At 69.2% G+C, this 16,030-nt stretch carries 14 protein-coding genes and 1 tRNA gene; 7 read left to right on the top strand and 8 right to left on the bottom strand.

All coding sequences use genetic code 11. The features are described from left to right. The first annotated feature begins 32 nt into the window (after window positions 1–32). The 3 genes from LXT21_RS08960 (at window position 33) to LXT21_RS08970 (ending at window position 3,873) form a co-directional block, all read left to right on the top strand. Window positions 33–848: a hypothetical protein gene (locus tag LXT21_RS08960; protein WP_254037667.1), complete on the top strand. Its 816-nt coding sequence runs from the start codon at window positions 33–35 to the stop codon at window positions 846–848. Window positions 849–1,286: 438 nt separating this feature from the next. Further along, complete coding sequence (locus LXT21_RS08965; RefSeq protein ID WP_254037668.1) at window positions 1,287–2,042, top strand: hypothetical protein; 756 nt, start codon at window positions 1,287–1,289, stop codon at window positions 2,040–2,042. 580 nt (window positions 2,043–2,622) lie between these two features. Then, window positions 2,623–3,873 carry a DUF1615 family protein gene (locus LXT21_RS08970; RefSeq protein WP_254037669.1) on the top strand — a complete coding sequence of 417 codons (1,251 nt, stop codon included), beginning with the start codon at window positions 2,623–2,625 and terminating at the stop codon, window positions 3,871–3,873. A 57-nt stretch (window positions 3,874–3,930) separates the two neighbouring features. Here the strand turns inward: LXT21_RS08970 and LXT21_RS08975 are convergent, their stop codons facing one another. The 3 genes from LXT21_RS08975 to LXT21_RS08985 all read right to left on the bottom strand — a co-directional run bounded on the left by LXT21_RS08975 (window position 3,931) and on the right by LXT21_RS08985 (window position 8,710). Beyond that, window positions 3,931–5,595 carry a hypothetical protein gene (locus LXT21_RS08975; protein WP_254037670.1) on the bottom strand — a complete coding sequence of 555 codons (1,665 nt, stop codon included), beginning with the start codon at window positions 5,593–5,595 and terminating at the stop codon, window positions 3,931–3,933. Between the two features lie 239 nt (window positions 5,596–5,834). Beyond that, entirely contained in the window at window positions 5,835–7,307 is a 1,473-nt protein-coding gene (locus tag LXT21_RS08980) for a M16 family metallopeptidase (protein ID WP_254037671.1), read from the bottom strand. Beyond that, window positions 7,304–8,710: a M16 family metallopeptidase gene (locus tag LXT21_RS08985; protein ID WP_254037672.1), complete on the bottom strand. Its 1,407-nt coding sequence runs from the start codon at window positions 8,708–8,710 to the stop codon at window positions 7,304–7,306. The genes LXT21_RS08980 and LXT21_RS08985 overlap by 4 nt, the downstream gene beginning before the upstream one ends. Before the next feature lie 240 nt (window positions 8,711–8,950). Here LXT21_RS08985 and LXT21_RS08990 point away from each other — a divergent pair, with 240 nt between their 5' ends. Together LXT21_RS08990 and LXT21_RS08995 are read left to right on the top strand one after the other, a co-directional pair. Next, window positions 8,951–9,739, top strand: a complete 789-nt coding sequence (locus LXT21_RS08990; protein WP_254037673.1) for a hypothetical protein — start codon at window positions 8,951–8,953, stop codon at window positions 9,737–9,739. An 80-nt stretch (window positions 9,740–9,819) separates the two neighbouring features. Then, a complete protein-coding gene (locus LXT21_RS08995) occupies window positions 9,820–10,626 on the top strand; it encodes a type VI immunity family protein (protein WP_323394260.1) in 807 nt (268 codons plus the stop codon). Between the two features lie 43 nt (window positions 10,627–10,669). Here LXT21_RS08995 and LXT21_RS09000 read toward each other — a convergent pair whose 3' ends face one another. Beyond that, a complete protein-coding gene (locus LXT21_RS09000) occupies window positions 10,670–11,215 on the bottom strand; it encodes a hypothetical protein (protein WP_254037675.1) in 546 nt (181 codons plus the stop codon). 138 nt (window positions 11,216–11,353) lie between these two features. Between LXT21_RS09000 and LXT21_RS09005 the strand changes: the two genes are divergently transcribed. Next, complete coding sequence (locus LXT21_RS09005) at window positions 11,354–11,875, top strand: hypothetical protein (RefSeq protein WP_254037676.1); 522 nt, start codon at window positions 11,354–11,356, stop codon at window positions 11,873–11,875. Window positions 11,876–11,911: 36 nt separating this feature from the next. Here LXT21_RS09005 and LXT21_RS09010 read toward each other — a convergent pair. Together LXT21_RS09010 and LXT21_RS09015 are read right to left on the bottom strand one after the other, a co-directional pair. Then, a tRNA-Phe gene (locus tag LXT21_RS09010) sits at window positions 11,912–11,984 on the bottom strand. 87 nt (window positions 11,985–12,071) lie between these two features. Continuing rightward, window positions 12,072–12,866: a sigma-70 family RNA polymerase sigma factor gene (locus LXT21_RS09015; protein ID WP_254037677.1), complete on the bottom strand. Its 795-nt coding sequence runs from the start codon at window positions 12,864–12,866 to the stop codon at window positions 12,072–12,074. A gap of 120 nt (window positions 12,867–12,986) precedes the next feature. Between LXT21_RS09015 and nhaR the strand changes: the two genes are divergently transcribed. After that, complete coding sequence (gene nhaR / locus LXT21_RS09020; RefSeq protein ID WP_254037678.1) at window positions 12,987–13,886, top strand: transcriptional activator NhaR; 900 nt, start codon at window positions 12,987–12,989, stop codon at window positions 13,884–13,886. A 7-nt stretch (window positions 13,887–13,893) separates the two neighbouring features. Here the strand turns inward: nhaR and LXT21_RS09025 are convergent, their stop codons facing one another. Together LXT21_RS09025 and LXT21_RS09030 are read right to left on the bottom strand one after the other, a co-directional pair. After that, window positions 13,894–15,483 carry an amidohydrolase gene (locus LXT21_RS09025; protein ID WP_254037679.1) on the bottom strand — a complete coding sequence of 530 codons (1,590 nt, stop codon included), beginning with the start codon at window positions 15,481–15,483 and terminating at the stop codon, window positions 13,894–13,896. A gap of 175 nt (window positions 15,484–15,658) precedes the next feature. Continuing rightward, window positions 15,659–15,871, bottom strand: coding sequence for a hypothetical protein (locus tag LXT21_RS09030; protein WP_254037680.1), 213 nt, complete (start codon window positions 15,869–15,871; stop codon window positions 15,659–15,661). Window positions 15,872–16,030 lie beyond the last annotated feature (159 nt).

Genomic DNA, 16,030 nt, shown 5'->3' on the forward strand with positions numbered 1-16,030 from the left:
CATTAATCGTTGGTGCTCGTAAGATGTGAAGGGTGTCTGTCTCTTTCCACCTCTGTCAGCCCGGTGGGGGCGCCTCGTGTGGCGCCTGCTGTGGCCTCTACAACTTCCGGGACCACTCGCGCGGGGCGCTGATGGAGCAGCTCGCGATGCAGACCGAGCGGCTGCGTCGGGTGCCGTACGAGGCCTCGGCCTGGAGCGCGGCGGCGAAGGAGCTGGTGGACGCGCGTCGCGCGGCCCCGATGTTCCCAGCGGTCCGGGTGTGTCCGCTGCTGGGGTTCCTGGACAAGGACCGCAAGCAGGTGGGGTGCCTGGGGCATCCGTTGACGACGGGTGGGACGGACCTGCGGGACTGCGGTGTGTATCGCTCGTCGGTGTGTGAGACGTTCACGTGTCCGTCGTTCGGGTGGTTGACGGATGGGCAGGCGCGTCTGGTCCAGGCGGCGTGCGCGGACTGGTATCTGTACGGGCTGGTCATCACGGATGTGGAGTACGTGCGCGGCTGCCTGCGACTGTTGGAGTGGGAGCTGGGTGGGCCGGCGCGGCCGGAGCAGATGCTGGAGCAGCCCGGGGTGCTGGCGGCGGTGCGGAAGCTGTTCGCGCTGAAGGAGACGGCGCCGCGCAGGGACCCGAAGGCGGGAGTCTTCGGTCGCTTCACGAAGGACACGGAGGGCGAGCCCGTGCCGCGAATGCTCGACTACATGAAGCTCGGCATGCGGGCGGCGCCCGAGGACGACGTGGTGCTGTGCCTGGGCTACGCGCCCGACAACGCCACGGACCTGATGGCGTCGCGAGAGCTGGTGCGAGCCCACGTGAAGGCCGTGGCGCGCGCGATGGCGAGCCCGCGCTGAGCGACGTCGGGTCGACGCGCATCGGGTGGGGATGTGTCGCCGAATCGACGCGAGCGCGCGGCGTGACGTCGCGTTGACGAGCCATGGCGGCTCGACGCGTGGGTGGGCACGCCCGCAGTGAGCTCGGCTTCAGCGCCGCGATCCCGCGGGATGCACTGTCGTGGAGGTCGGCCACGGAGCAGGCGAGCAGACGACGTCAGGGACTGACGAGCGCACGGGCCCACGGGCTGGTTGGCTGAAGCACGGCGTTTGCACGGACCTCCTCGCAGGTCACTCCGAATGAGAACGCGAGGTGCGCGGATGGGTAGTCGATGGGCGTGGGTGGGAATGTTGGGTCTCTGCGCGTGCGTCACGGGCTGTGCCGAGCGTCAAGGACACGAAGGTGGGAAGGCGGCTCGCGCCACGAGTGGACAGTCCAAGGAGGTCGAGGCCCCCGCGATGGCGGGAGTCGTCGGAGCTCAGCCTGGTGGTGAGCAGAACACGGCCAGCGACACGCGAGGCAACCCTGTAACGGGTACAGCCCCGGGCAACACCGCGGCGAACACAGGCAACGCCGCGACAGGCGCGCGGAACCCCGGCACCCCGGCGAACACGGGTACGGCGCAGGGCAGTGCCGCGACAGGCGCACGGACCACTGGCAACGCGCAGGGCAACACCGCCACGGGCGTGAACACAGGCACCGCGGCCACGGGCGCAAGGAACACCGGCAACGCACAGGGCACCGCCGCCACGGGCGCGAGCGCAGGCGCCTCCGCGACGGGCGCGCGGAACCCCAGCAACACGCAGGGCAACGCCACGAGCACGGGTGCGCAGAACACGGGGACCGGTGGCGCGGGACGCATCATGATTGGCACCGAGGCGGTGCAGGCGAGCGAGGACGAGGACTGGTTCAAGGGCGCCGCGCGAGCAGCGCAGGCCGCGCTCCCCGAGAACACGTCGAACCACTCGCTCGAGAACGTGGTCATCGCGTCCAGCGCGGTGAGCGGCCGGGTCAAGCGCGTGGGCCGAGACACCATCACCGTGCGAGACCGTGAGGGCAACGACTACGTGCTCACGCTCGACGAGCGGAGCCAGGGCATGCGCCAGGGGCGACGCGTGTCACTGCGCCAGCTCCAGGAGGGCACGCCCGTGCGAGCAGGCTTCGTCCTCATGGGGGGCCGCAGCATCGCGCGCGACGTGCGCATCCGCCGCTGACGCGCATGTGCTGACGACGGCAAACGCTCCCTTCTCACCTAGAAGAGGCGAGGCCCCGCATGTCGCCGGGCCCACTCGATGAGGACCAGCCCGTACACGCGGGCTTCGTCCTCACGGGAGGCCGCGGCATCGCGCGCATCCGCCACTGTCTCGCGTGTCCTGACAAGGCTCGGCCTCGTCGAGACAGGACAAGGCCCAGCGAGCCACAACGAGAGCCCCAGAGAGAAGTCACGGCATCAAGCCCGACGCGAGCATCCGTCACCGAGCACCGGCGCTCCGACGGGAGAGCACGCCATCCCCAGTCGAATCAGGCAGCCCTCACCTGCCACCATCCGGTCCGCACAAGGGCCTCATCACCGAGGAAGCACGCGGCCTCACACGCGAGGTGCGGCCCACCGCGCTCCCGTGCGAACACATTCCGCCACCACTCAAGCCAAGGTAGGATGACGCCCCGAGTCACGGACTGAATGCCTCCGCTGTTCCCCCGTCGACGAGCACGGCGGCGGGAGGAAGTCGCCGTGCCGGCTGTTCCACCGTCCGACATCGGTGGAGCGGTGTGCCGCATCTTGGAGGCGAGCGGATGGATGACCCAGGCCCAGGTGGAACCGGAGCGCGGCGCCGCGCAGGCCAGCGCGTCACCTGGCCACTGCTGTGTCTCCTCACCGCATGCGCCCCCCGAGGCGCGGGAACGCCCGAGCCCACCGTCCCTCCTCCACCCAGGCTCTCCGTCCAGCAGGTCACCCGCCTCATCCCCACCCACGTGAAGGAGAAGGAGGGCTGGGCCCGTGACGTGCTCGCGGCGCTGGAGGCGGAGGATGTGCCGCCATCTCCGGTCACCGTGTGCTCCGTGCTCGCCATCATCGAGCAGGAGTCCGGCTTCAAGGCGGACCCGGCCGTGCCGAACCTCTCGCGCATGGTGCGCACGAAGCTGGAGGAGCACGCCGACACGCTGGGCCCGCTCGGCCACAAGGCCCTGGCCTCGGTGCTCTCGGGCAAGGCGCCTGGACAGAAGCGCACGTTCGACGCGCGGCTGCGCGCCGTGCAGACCGAGCGCGACCTGGACACGCTCTTCCGCGACATGCTCGCGTTCTACGAGGCCGAGTACCCCACCACCTTCGCCACGATGAACCTGGCCAGCGCCCTGTTCTCCTCGCGTCGACTGGAGGACCTCAACCCCGTCACCACCGCGGGCTCCATGCAGGTGAGCGTCCGCTACGCGGTGGAGAAGGCGGGCGAGGACGCGGACCCGGTGAAGGTGCGCGACGCGCTGTACACCCGCGAAGGCGGCGTGCGCTACGGCACCGCGAGACTGCTCGGCTTCGAGGCCGCCTACCCCCAGCCCCTCTTCCGCTTCGCGGACTACAACGCCGGCGTCTACGCCTCGCGCAACGCCGCGCTCCAGGCCCAGGTCAGCCAGCTCACCGGCGTGTCACTGGTGCTCGACGGAGACCTCCAGCTCTACGACAAGAACGGCGAGCCCAGGAGCCAGGACAGCAAGTCCCTGACCGCGCTGCTCACCTTCCGTCGCACGCTCGCCCCGGACCTCAGCGAGCGCCAGGTCCGCCGCGACGTGAAGAAGGAGAAGGAGGAGTCCTTCGAGTCCACGGAGACGTTCCGCGCGGTGAAGCGCGTCTTCGCGAACCAGACAGGCCAGTCCCCCGTCTACGCGCAGCTGCCGCAGGTGACACTCCAGAGCCCGAAGCTGAAGGGCGAGCGCACCACGGCCTGGTTCGCCCGCTCCGTCGACGCGCGCTTCCAGAAGTGCCAGGGCCGCTACCGCGATTTGACGAAGCCGCCACCTCGCGCCCGGGACATCCAGGGCGCGAAGTGACCCGCACCCCCAGAGCCCCGTGCACAGAGGGCTCCCGGCGTGCTCACCCGCCGCGACTCACGGCGTGGTGAAGTACGAGCTCGTGGTGGTGAACGAGCGATACGGCAGTCGATCCAACGTCCGGAAGGGGAAGGTGTGGATGTTGGAGTTCGGGCTGTCGATGGCGCTCACCGTGGCGATGTAGCTGGTCGCGGGCTCCAGGGTGTCCGGCGGCAGGCGCACCTGGGTGATGGTGCCCGGCATGTAGAGCACCCGCCAGGTGAACGCGAAGCCGAAGTCCGGGTCGAACCGCTGGATGCTGACGCGATAGGCACTGGGCGTGCCGACCAGCGGCGGCGTCCACGCGAGCACCGGGCTGACGGTCCCCACCCTGCGCGGAATCGAGGCGGACACGCCATCGATGGTGAAGGCGAGCGGCGGCGACAGCTTGGGCACCAGGGGCCCGGCGATGAGGCTGTCGACGGAGTCCCACTCCGTATAGCTCCCGGTGATGCTGCCGAGTCGGCCCGAGCCATCCGGCATGCGCTCCTGGTTGCGGAACGAATAGGACACCACGCCGATGACGCCCCAGTTCGACGGATAGGGATTGCCGAACCGCAGCCGCGCCGTGAGGTCATACGCGGTGCCACGCGGCAGGCTCAGGCTGAGCAGCTCGCCGGTATAGCCAATCCACCCCTCCTGCAATCCATGAGGGCCGGGCACGAGGTCCAGCCGCGGTATCCCCGGCTGCGCATTGGGGTGGACGTGGGAGGCGAAGCGCGCGAAGTCGGGCAGCCGCCACTCGATGGGGAACTCCCGCATCCGCGCCGGCTGGAGCAGCCCGGTGACGGGCATGGGCGTGAAGCCATCCGGCAGGAAGTCGAAGGCCCCCACCTGCGCGGAGCGCTCCACGGCGGTGTAGCCCAGCGGGCGTCCATCCGGCAGGGAGCCCGCGCTGAACTCGCTGAGCTGGTTGACGTAGAGCCGGTCTCCCCTGTCCGCCTCGAAGACCGGCAGGTTGCCCAGGCCCGAGTCCATCACGGCGTTGGACGTGACGATGGACGTCGCGCCCTCCGGGATGAAGTCGAAGACGCTCGCGGTGGAGTACAGGTCCACCTGCGACGAGGTGAGCTGGAGGCTGGAGCCGGGCTGCGTGCTGCCCTCCCAGTTCTGCCACGGCGCCAGGTTCAGCAGGTTGACCTGGAGCGGCGAGGACGCCACGTCCACGTACTCCGCGTCGGGGCGGCCCAGGCGGTTGCGGCCGACGTCCACGTATCTCGAGTTCGTGACGAGGAAGGTGGACCCCGTGCGCACGTAGTACGGCCCCTGGCGGATGCTGGTGAACCTCCAGCCGCCCTCCGGGCCCGGCGAGCCCTGATGGAGTTCGAACGTCGAGCCGGTGGGCACGAGGATTTCGGGAGGATTGGCGGACAGGTCCTCCTGGCGCTCGGCGATGCCGACAGAGGTGTGGAAGCGGGTGGTGCTCATCACCTGCACCACGCCCCAGGGTGCGCCCGCGTCGACCGGGGGTTCGCCTCCATCCGTGGGCACGCCCGCATCCGGCGCGCAGCCCTCGGCGATGGGCTCACCCATCCACGTCCCATCCCCTGTCGAGTCCGTGTCCGTATCGACAGAGGCCAGCCCGGCGCCGAGTCCGTTCGACTCGGGCGCACCACTTCCACACCCCACCAGCCACGCGACGCACGTCGCGCCCAGCAGGAAAGACAATCGCGGCGATTTCATGAGAGCCCCCTTCGGAAGAAAGCCTCGGCACGCTAGCCGAGGCCCTCCAGCCGGCCCAGAGGGCGCTCCCGCTGAATCACATCCAGCAAGCATCCGCGCGAGCTTTGCGCATTCCGGGCCCGTCAGGTGTTGCGGGCCATTTCCTGGCGAGGATGTCTGTCCATGGGCCGGACGCACCGCGCCCCCCGGCGCCGACGAGGTGTCGGCGGACCCGGAGGGCGCGATGGGACAGCCAGGCGTCAGCGCTTGGCGGGCGCGGGCGCCGGGGAGAAGCGCTTGTCGGAGATCTTCATCTCCGTGACGGGGCCGTACTTGCGAGCCATCTCGCGGATGGCGGAGGCCTTGCCGATGAAGACGAAGGTCAGGTTCTCCGGCGCGGGCAGCGTGCGCTGGAGGACGGCGCCCACGGAGTCGCGGGTGGCGGAGGACACGGCGGTGGCGAAGCCATCCACGTCGTTGGCGTCCAGGTTGTAGAAGGCCAGCTCCGACAGCTTGTTGGCCACCTGGCCGCCCGTCTCCAGCCGGGGCGGGAACTGGCCCAGCACGTAGGACTTGGCGGACGCGAGCATGGCGTCATCCATGCCTGTCTTGCGGTAGCGGCTGTACACCTCCAGCGCCATGTCGATGGCCTTGTCCGTCTTCTCCGTCTGGGTGAAGGAGAAGATGGCGAAGGTGCCCGGGTGGGTGCTCGGGGCGAAGTAGGCGCGGGCGCCGTAGGTGAGGCCGGACTTCACGCGCAGCTCGGTGTTGAGCAGCGAGGTGAAGCGCCCGCCGAGCACCGTCTCCACCAGGTTGGCGGTGACGCGGTCCGCGTCGTTGCGCGCGATGCCCGTGTTGCCGATGGTGAAGTAGGTCTGCGTGGCGTCGGGCTTGTCGACCAGCAGGACGCGGCGGCCCTGGGAGACGGTGGTGGCGGGCACCTGGGGCGCGGGGCTCGCGGCCTTCGCCCAGCCGCCAAGCGCGGCCTCCAGCTTCGCCGCGAGCGCCTTGCTGTCGAAGTCACCGACGACGGAGAGGATGAGCCGGTCGCCGCCGAGCTGGTTCTTGGCGTAGGCGAGCACGTCCTCGCGGGAGAGCGTGGGCAGCGAGGCCTCGGTGCCGCCCACGGGGGTGCCGTAGGGGTGGCCTGAGAACTGGTACGCCTCGAAGTAGGTGTTGATGAGGCCGCGCGGGTCACCGTCCTTGGCCGCGGTGATTTCGGAGGCCATGCGCTCGCGCGTCTTCTCCAGCTCGTCCTGGGCGAAGCGCGGGCGGGTGAGCAGGTCCGCGAGCAGCTCCACCATCAGCGCGCTGTCGCGGGACATGAACTCGCCGCGCACGACCAGGTTCTCCAGGTCCGCGCTGGTCTCGAGCATCGCGCCGACGCCATCCACCGCCTCGGCGAACTGGCGGGCATCGCGGGAGCCGGCGCCCTTCTGGAGCAACTCCGCGGTGAGGGCAGCCAGGCCCTCCTTGCCGGAGGGGTCCGCGAGCGCGCCGCCGCGCAGCCACGCGCTGAAGGCGATGAGGGGCACCTCCTTGCGCTCGACGAGGAGCAGCTTCGCGCCGTTCTTGAGCGTGACGGTGGTGGGCTTGGGCAGCTTGACGCCCTGGGCCGCGGCGGGCGCGGCGGTGGAGGCGGGCTTGGACGGCGCGGCGCCCTGGGCCGCGGCGGTGCCCGAGGAGAGCAGGACGGCGGTGAGGACCGTCTTCCAGGTGAGGGGGGCGATCATCGCGTGGCGTCCTTGCGAGCGGCGGGGGAGGCGACTTCGGCGGCGTCGGTGGGGACGAGCCAGCCGACGGTGCGGCGCTGGGTGACGAAGATGCGGGCGGCCACCTTGCGGAGGTCCTCGCGGGTGACGCGCTCGTAGCGGGCAGGGGCGTCGAAGACCTTGCGGTAGTCACCGCGGAAGACCTCGGAGGCGCCGAGCGTGTACGCGCGGCCGCTGATGGTCTCCAGCGAGCGCCAGTGGTTGGCGAGGGTGATGTTGCGCGCCTTGCGCAGCTCAGCCTCGGTGACGCCGTCCTTGGCGACGCGGGCGACTTCCTCGGTGAGGAGGGCCTCGGCGCGGGCCAGGTCGCCGCCAGCGGGCAGGTCCGCGGTGAGCCAGACGAGGCCGGGGTCGAAGCCGGGCGAGTACATGGTGCCGGCGCGGATGGCGACGCGCTCCTCCTCCACGAGGCGGCGGTGGAGTCGCGACGAATCACCGTCGCCGAGGATGTTGAGCAGCAGGGTGAGGGCCTCTGCGTCCGCGTCGTTGCCGGCGATGCCGTGGTAGGCGAGCTGGAGCAGCGGGGACTGGGAGACCTTCTTCACGACGACGCGGCGCTCGCCTTGTTGTTCGGGCTCCTTGGTGCGGACGGGCTCGGGGGCGGGCTGCGAGGGGATGGGCTCGAGGTACTTCTCGACGAGGGCGAAGACCTCGGCGGGGGTGACGGCGCCGCTGATGATGAGGGTGCCGTTGTTGGGGGCGTAGTAGGTCTTGAAGTAGCGCTGGAGGTCTTCGATGCGCCACGACTCGATGTCGGACGGCCAGCCGATGACGGGGAACTGGTAGGGGTGGGCGACGAAGGCGGTGGCCTGGACCTGCTCGGCGAGCGCGCCCATGTTGTTGTTGTCGACGCTGGAGCGGCGCTCCGAGTAGACGACGCCGCGCTCGGACTCGATGACCTTGGGGTCGAAGGACAGGTGTTGGAGCCGGTCGGCCTCGAGCTGGAAGATGATGTCGAGGGCGGAGCGAGGGAACCAGTCCTGGTAGACGGTGACGTCCTCGGAGGTGAAGGCGTTGTTGGAGCCGCCGTTGGCCTCCATGACGCGGTCGAACTCACCGGGGCCGAACTTCTTGGCACCGTTGAACATCATGTGCTCGAAGAAGTGGGACAGGCCGGTGATGCCGGGGTACTCGTTGCGGCTGCCGACACGGAACCAGTTGAAGAGGGCGACGTTGGGGATGTCGTGGTCCGGCCAGACGATGACCTTGAGGCCGTTCTTGAAGGTGCGCGTCTCGACGTTGGCGCCGAGCTTCTGGGAGGACGCGGCGGCGGGCTTGGGGGCCTTGGCTTGTGTCTGGGCGCAGGCGACAGGAGCCGCCAGCAGCGCCAGGCACGACGTCCAGAGGAGGGACTGACGGAACATCCGTGCTCCTGGGGTGAGGAAGACGCCCGGGAACGGGCGGCGGGGCACGATATTCCAGATTCTGCGCCCCGTACCTACCTCGGAGGACATCCCGGCCACGCCGCGGCGCGTCCATCGGGGCCGGGCATCGACTACCCTCCCTCTCGGAGCAGCGCGCCTGGTCGTGGGGCTCCATCGAGTGACTCCATGTTCGCAGGACGTCGCACATCGCCAGGTGTCGAGCCCCTCTCAAGAGGGCTCTTGCTGGTGGTCGCCTTCGTGTGGACTCTTGCTGGCTGCGCGGCCACTCCCACCCAGGGGACGAGCAGCTATCGCTTCGACACGGTCTCGAACACTTGCAGGCAGCGGCCGGAGACGTGCGCCGCGCTTGCCGGGAAGGAGTTCACCCAGACGCCCGGGCTCACAGTCGCCACGATGGGGGCCTCGGCGCGTGAGGCGCTGCGAGTTCTGGAGCGTGGGGAACAGGAACGCATCGAGGAAGCGCTCGTCCGTTGCGCGGAGCAGTCACGTACGGAGGTCTTGCTCGCGCATCGGGGGGATTTCGCGGGACAAACGCCGACGCGCGAGGAGTGCAAGCAGATGGTCCGGAACGCATCAGGCAGAAACCTGAGCCGGGCCATGCAGTTGGGAATGGAGATGCACGCGGCCGCGATGAGCTGTGCCGAACGCGCGTTGACGAGCCTGCGACCGGGCGACTACAGCCTCGAGCCCTGTTACCGCCATGACGCGCAGACCGGAGGGACGAAGGTCGTCACCGAGGCGGATGTCCAGGCCCTGAAACAATCTGGGAACGGGGGCGAACTCCAAGGGACACTTGTCCCCGATGTCGTCATCCACGCGGGCCACCCCGCGCAGGCGCAAGCCGTCTACGACTTCAAATTCCCCTGTGCGAATGTCGATGAGGCGCCTCCCTGGCGCAAATATCCGAAGGGGCACTGCCATCAAGGCTTCCATCAGGGTGAGATGTACGAACAGGCGCTCGGAGTGCGCGCCGTACGCATCGTTCCTCGACTCGGAATCGTCCGATGACTGAGCGTCCACCGCGCATCCGCGTTCACGCGACGAGCGGCGCGCTCCTGATTCGAGATTCACTCTGCATCCAGTTCTACATGCACCGTCCACATGTGGATGTGGCCCCGTTCGTCCTGAGGGCGTTGAAGCGTTATCGGCGCGAGCTTCCCGCAGGCGCCTTGAGCAGCTACGCCGAAGAGGCGGGGGATTGGGAGCCGATCGACGAGGAGGGATGGAACACCACCATCCGAGACGAACTCCTCGAACCGAGGGGTGCGGTCCTGGACCTTCGGGACGCATCGGGAGAGAAGCGGTATCGCTTCGAGTATCTCGGCCGGAACATGTCGGTGCATGCCCCCTCGGACACAGTCTGCGCGGTGGGCTTCTGGCTGCCCACCGAGTACCTGACGGAGCACGGCGCCGAACCCCTGCGGGAGTTGGTGCTGGAACTTGCCAGGGAGCTCCCCTTCAACTCCGGGCACGCGGGGCTCGCCTTCAACTGCGAGCTGGACCTCGTGGGAGTCGAAGCTGAGGTCTGGACGTGGTGCCACAAGTATCCGGGGATGGACCTCCCTCGGATGAGCCGGCTTGCATCACAGCTCGGCACGAAGGTCAGCACGGTCTCCTGGATGACGCTCCTGGGAGAGCCGGTGCTGGGTGCGGCGGGGCTCCGTGAGCAGCTTCGCTCAACGGGGGGCACCGTGCTGGAGTTGGGCAACGAGCGAGTTGCCGTCGTACTCGCCCCGGGACCCGAAACGGGAGAGGCGGAGCACGGCGGCGTTCGGCCCTCGTACCGCAAGCTCGCCACCTCACTGGCTCCCTGGCTTTTTCACGAACGGCAACCCGTGGGCGAGATTCCCTCGAGCGAGGAGCTACGCCGATGGGAGCGACGCTTCATCGACTGACAGGGCGTCGAGACACGCCCTGCCTACGAGAGCCGGCACTGACTCAAGCACCGAGCACGCCGCGCAGCACGTCCTGGAAGTAGTTGATGCTTCCGGTATGCGTCTGGTGGTGCTTGGCGGACTGGTGCAGGCGGAGGACGACGGCCTCGAACTCGGCCTGGCTCACGTCACGCAGGGACATGTAGAGGCGCGCGGCGCCCTGCAGGTACGAGAACAGGGGGTTGCGGTCCGTGCCGTCCGGACGGCGGGCGAGGTGACGATAGAGCCGCTCGAACTCCTGGTCCGTCTCCGTGTTGCGCACGGCGCGGCAGTAGCCGGCGGCCGTGGCCTCGAGGAGCATGAAGAACGGGTGGTACTCGGGGGGCGGAGTCTTGGCGAAGCTGGGAGGCTTCACGTCACCGGTCCACAGCTTGGAGATGGGCTGGAGGGTGACGTGCGCGAGCTTCTCGCCATCACGCACCAGAGCGCGGGAGCCCACGGGGACCACGTGCTTCTTGTCTGCGTCCCACTCCACGGCGACAAACAGCCGGTCCGGCGCATCCGCCTTCACGCCCGCCTTCTCCAGCTCCGCCACTGCGTTCGCGTCCATCTCGAGTCACTCCTCCGAGCCCTCTCTCTACCCTGCCCCAGGCGTCCTGTGCACCCGGCTTCGCACGAGGCCGTCTGCTCGCCGCCACCTCGCTCGACGATGGGCCCACCACGCCGTGCGGGATAGCCTGCACACATCATGACGAGCCCACACTTCCAGGGACCCGACTGGACGGCCGCACTTCATCATCTTGAGCACGGGCCACTGTTCGCGTTCTCGGACTGGCCCCACCACGCCCTGCCGAGCATCGCCGCGGGCGTGTACTCCATCTGGAGAGACCCGCAGCTCGTCTACGTGGGAATGGCAGGCAGAGGCCCGCTCGTGGAGGAGTCCTCCTCCACCAAGACCCGGGGACTGACGGACCGGCTCAGGAGCCACGCCAGCGGACGGCGCAGCGGCGACAACTTCTGTGTCTATGTTTGCGACCGGCTGGTGCTCCCCACCTTGTCACCCGAGGACATCCGACAGGTCGCGAGTGGAGCCCTGTCACTGGACGCGCGGACGCAGGCGTTCATCCACGCGCACCTCGGCTACCGGTTCGTGCAGGTCCCGGACGGCACGTCCGCCCTGAGCCTGGAGAACCAGGTCAAGGGTGGCGCCCTGTCCTGCGGCCCGCCCCTGCTCAATCCGGACACCCGCCGGAAAAACAAAGGGCCCTGAACCAGAGAGGTCCAGGGCCCTGAAGTCTTCAACGTGTGCCCAGGGGCGGAATCGAACCACCGACACGGGGATTTTCAGTCCCCTGCTCTACCGACTGAGCTACCTGGGCGTACGGGTCACCGCGAGAAGCCGCGCTCTCATATCGAGCCCGTCCCCAGGCCGTCAAGCACCCATTTGACGGCCCTTCACCTCGTCGTCACGCCGCACGCGGCATCGCCTCCGCGTCCCAGGTCGTCAGACTGGCCGTGAGCCTCTTCTTCAGCTTGGCCCTCAGCCCCTGCTCGATCTGCCGGATGCGCACCGCCGTCACCCCGAAGCGCTGGGCCAGGAACTCCGCGCTCACCCCCTCCTCCACCATCATCCGCTCCTCCACCAACGCCCGCTCCCTCGCGTCCAGCTCCGGCCAGGCCTCCTCCACGCTCGCCCGCAGCCGCTCCGCCCACTGCGCCCGGTCCACCGAGTCCTCCTGCGACTCGAAGTCCCCCTCCAACACCTCCAGCCGCGTCACGTCCCCGTCCTGCGTCACCGGCGCGTCCAGCGACAAGTCCCTCGTCAGCGACTCCGCCGCCCGGGCCACGTCCTCCTCCTTCTTGCCCAGCGCGTCCGCCAGCCGCCGCACCACCTCCGGGTGACCCTCCCCCCACCGGGCCTCCAGCCGCGCCCGCTCCCGACGCAGCTGGAACACCACCCAGGGCGCCCGCCCACCCGCCATGCTCCAGTTGCGCCCCACGTACGCCCGGATGCGCGCCCGAATCCACTGACTCGCGTACGCCCCGAACGGAACGCCCCGGTCCTCGAACCGCCCCGCCGCCTCCATCAACCCGACGTTGCCCTCCGCCACCAGCTCGTCCTGCGGCAGCCCCGTCCAGCGGTACTTCCATGCCAGCCGCTCCACCAGTTTCAGGTGCTCGCGTACCCGCGCCTCGACCACCGCGCCCGGCACCTCAAGCTCAGGGGACTCGCAGAACTCGTTCACCTTGATGGCTTCCATGGACCTCCTCCGGTTCATTCGCGGCGAACCAATCGCCGCGAACGCCCCAAGGAATAAGTCACCGCCATTCTTAAAAAAATTAGGTAGTTTGAACCGAATCCATCGGTTATTTCTAAGCTCATGAGCTGGCTCAACTACCACCATCTCCTGTATTTCTGGACGGTTGCGCGGGCGGGCAGCATCGCCAAGGCGGGCGAGGAATTGCACCTCGCCCAGCCGACCATCAGCAGCCAGCTCAAGCTGTTGGAGGAGTCGCTGGGCCACAAGCTCTTCGAGCGACAGGGCCGCAAGCTGGTCCTCACGGACGTGGGCCGCACCGTCATGCGGTACGCGGACGAAATCTTCCGTCTGGGCAACGAGCTCAAGAACGTGGTCGCCGGCCTGCCCCCGGGTCAGCAGCTGCGACTCAACGTGGGCATCCTCGACGTCATCCCGAAGCTGGTGGCCGAGCAGTTGCTCAAGCCCGCGCTCGAGGCGGGGCCCTCCTTGCGCATCATCTGCCGCGAGGGCCCGCTGCCCCAGCTGCTCGCTTCCCTGGCGCTGCATGAGCTGGATGTGGTGCTCGCGGATGCGCCCAGCTCCGAGCCGGTCAGCGTCCGCTCCTTCAACCACTTGCTGGGCAAGTGCGGTGTGTCGTTCTTCGCGGCCAACAACCTGCGCCACCTGAAGAAGGACTTCCCCCGCTCACTCGATGGAGCGCCCATGCTGCTCCCCTCGGACGAGTCCTCCGTGCGCCGCTCGCTGGACCTCTGGTTCGAGCGACAGAACCTGCGCCCGCTCATCGCCGGCGACTTCGACGACAGCGCGCTGCTGCAGGCCTTCGGGCAGAGCGGCCACGGCGTGTTCGCCCTGCCCTCCGTCATCGAGTCGCAGATGGAGCGCGCGTTCAACTGCTCCGTCATCGGGCGCACCGATGAAATCGAGACCTGCTTCTACGCCATCACCGTCGAGCGCCGCCTGCGCCACCCCGCCGTCGTCGCCATCGCCGAGGCGGCGCGCTCGCAGATCTTCAGCGTGTGAGCGGCCGTCACGGCGACTCGCGGAACACCTCCACGCCCGCCACCACCGTCGCGAGGACTCGCGCGTCCACCAGGCCCCTCGCGGCGCCCTCCACCGGGTCCACGGACAGGGCCACGAAGTCCGCGTCCTGTCCCGGCGCCAGCCGTCCGCGCCGTGCCTCCTCGAACGACGCCCACGCGGGGCCCAGCGTGAAGCCCTCCAGGGCCTCTCGTCCCGACAGGGCTTCTTCCGACCTCCAGCCGCCTTCGGGTCTGCCCGTGGCGTCCTGCCGCGTGCGCGCCGCATACAGGCCCGCCAGCACGTCGGGGTTCTCGATGGGGAAGTCGCTGCCCAGCGCGAGGTTCGCGCCCGCGTCCTTCAGGCTGCGCCACGCGTAGGCTCCGCGCAGCCGCTCGCGGCCCAGCCTCGTCTCCGCCCAGGGCATGTCGCTGGTCGCGTGGGTGGGTTGCACGCTCGCCACGAGCTTCGCCGCGCCCAGCCGCGTGATGTCCTCGCGTCGGAGAATCTGCGCGTGCTCGACGCGGTGTCGAAGCGCCTGCGTCCCCGTCGCCTCCGACGCTCGCAGCAGCACGTCCACGACCAACGTATTGGCACGGTCTCCAATGGCGTGGATGCAGACCTGGAAGCCCCTCGCCATGAACGCGCGGGTCCTCGACTCCAGCTCCTCGGGTGACATCAACAACAGTCCGCGCTGGCCGGGCTCATCGCTGTAGTCCTCATGGAGCGCGGCGCCTCGGCTCCCCAATGCGCCATCCGCGAGGAACTTCACCGCGCGCATCGTCAACATCCGCCCCTGCCAGGGGCCCTGCTCCAGGTACGCGTGCCGCTCGTCGCCCTGGCCCGCCGCCATCGCGTAGACGCGCAAGGGCAGCGCGCCCTGTGCGTCCCATTGCTGGAGGACACGGAAGGCATCCAGGTCCATGCCCGCGTCGTGGATGCCCGTCAGGCCCACCCGGGCACAGCGCTCCAGCGCCGCGCGCAGTCGCGTCTCGAGCTGGTCCTTCGTGGGCGGAGGCATCGCCGCGGCGACCACGTCCATCGCGTTGTCCACGAGCACGCCCGTGGGCTCTCCCCGCGAGTCCCTCAGGATGCGGCCACCCTCGGGGTCTTGCGTGTCTCGGGTGATGCCCGCGCGGCGGAGCGCTTCGCCGTTCACCCACGCCGCATGATGGTCCACTCGCGTGAGGAACACGGGCGTCGATGGGAAGCGCGCATCGAGTTCTGCGCGTCCCGGGAAGGCTCCGCCGGGCCACTCGTTCTGGTCCCAGCCGCGTCCCAACAACCAGTCCCCCTGGAAGCTGGACGCGGGCGCCTGCGCCAGTCGACGCACCACCTCGTCCACCGATGGCGCCTTCTCCAGGCGCACCGTGGTGAGGCTCCGGCCCAGCCCGTGGATGTGCGCGTGCGCATCCACCAGACCCGGGACCACCGTGGCGTCACCCAGGTCCACCTCGCGCGCGCCCGGAGCGGCGGCTCGCACGTCCTCCGCCGAGCCCACCGCCAGCACGCGGCCATCGCGCACCGCCAAGGCCCGGGCCCGGGGATGCTCGGCATCCAGTGTCCAGATTCGCTCCGCCAGATAGACCGTGGTCGCCACCGTGCGCCTCCGTGGGTGCCTGCCTGTGTGCCCGCGCACTGTGCGCGAGCCCTGGCGTGCTGTCACGGACGGCGTCCAGATGGCCCGGCACGGATGCTCCTGACGGAGACATCCGCGCCGCTCGAGTCATGACGATGGCTGTGGACGACAAGGTTCGGCGGTGCGGCCTCGGTCGCTACGGAGTCTCCGTCGTGCCCGCGTCCGCCTCGGTGGGCATGGGCGTGGCGGGACCGGGCGGGTCGTCCGGCACCGTCTGCACGGGCTCTCTCACCTGATCAGGCCCCTGTATCGGCGCCTGCGTCTCCGTCCCGGGAGGCTGCGTGGTCTTACAGGCGAACGCCGCGGTGGCGCCCAGGCCCAGAGCTGCGATGAGAACGACACGGCGCATGAATCCTCCTCGTCCAAGATGATGGGACTGCCTCTGGCGGCCCATGCCGCGCGAACCTCCTGAAGCAATGTGGGGTCTGACGCCTGGTCCCACCACCCGGTGACCGACCGGGCATGCGGGCGCTCGCTCACGATGCCGGATACCGGACATGCGGAGGGA

Source organism: Myxococcus guangdongensis, assembly GCF_024198255.1.
Lineage (GTDB): Bacteria > Myxococcota > Myxococcia > Myxococcales > Myxococcaceae > Myxococcus > Myxococcus guangdongensis.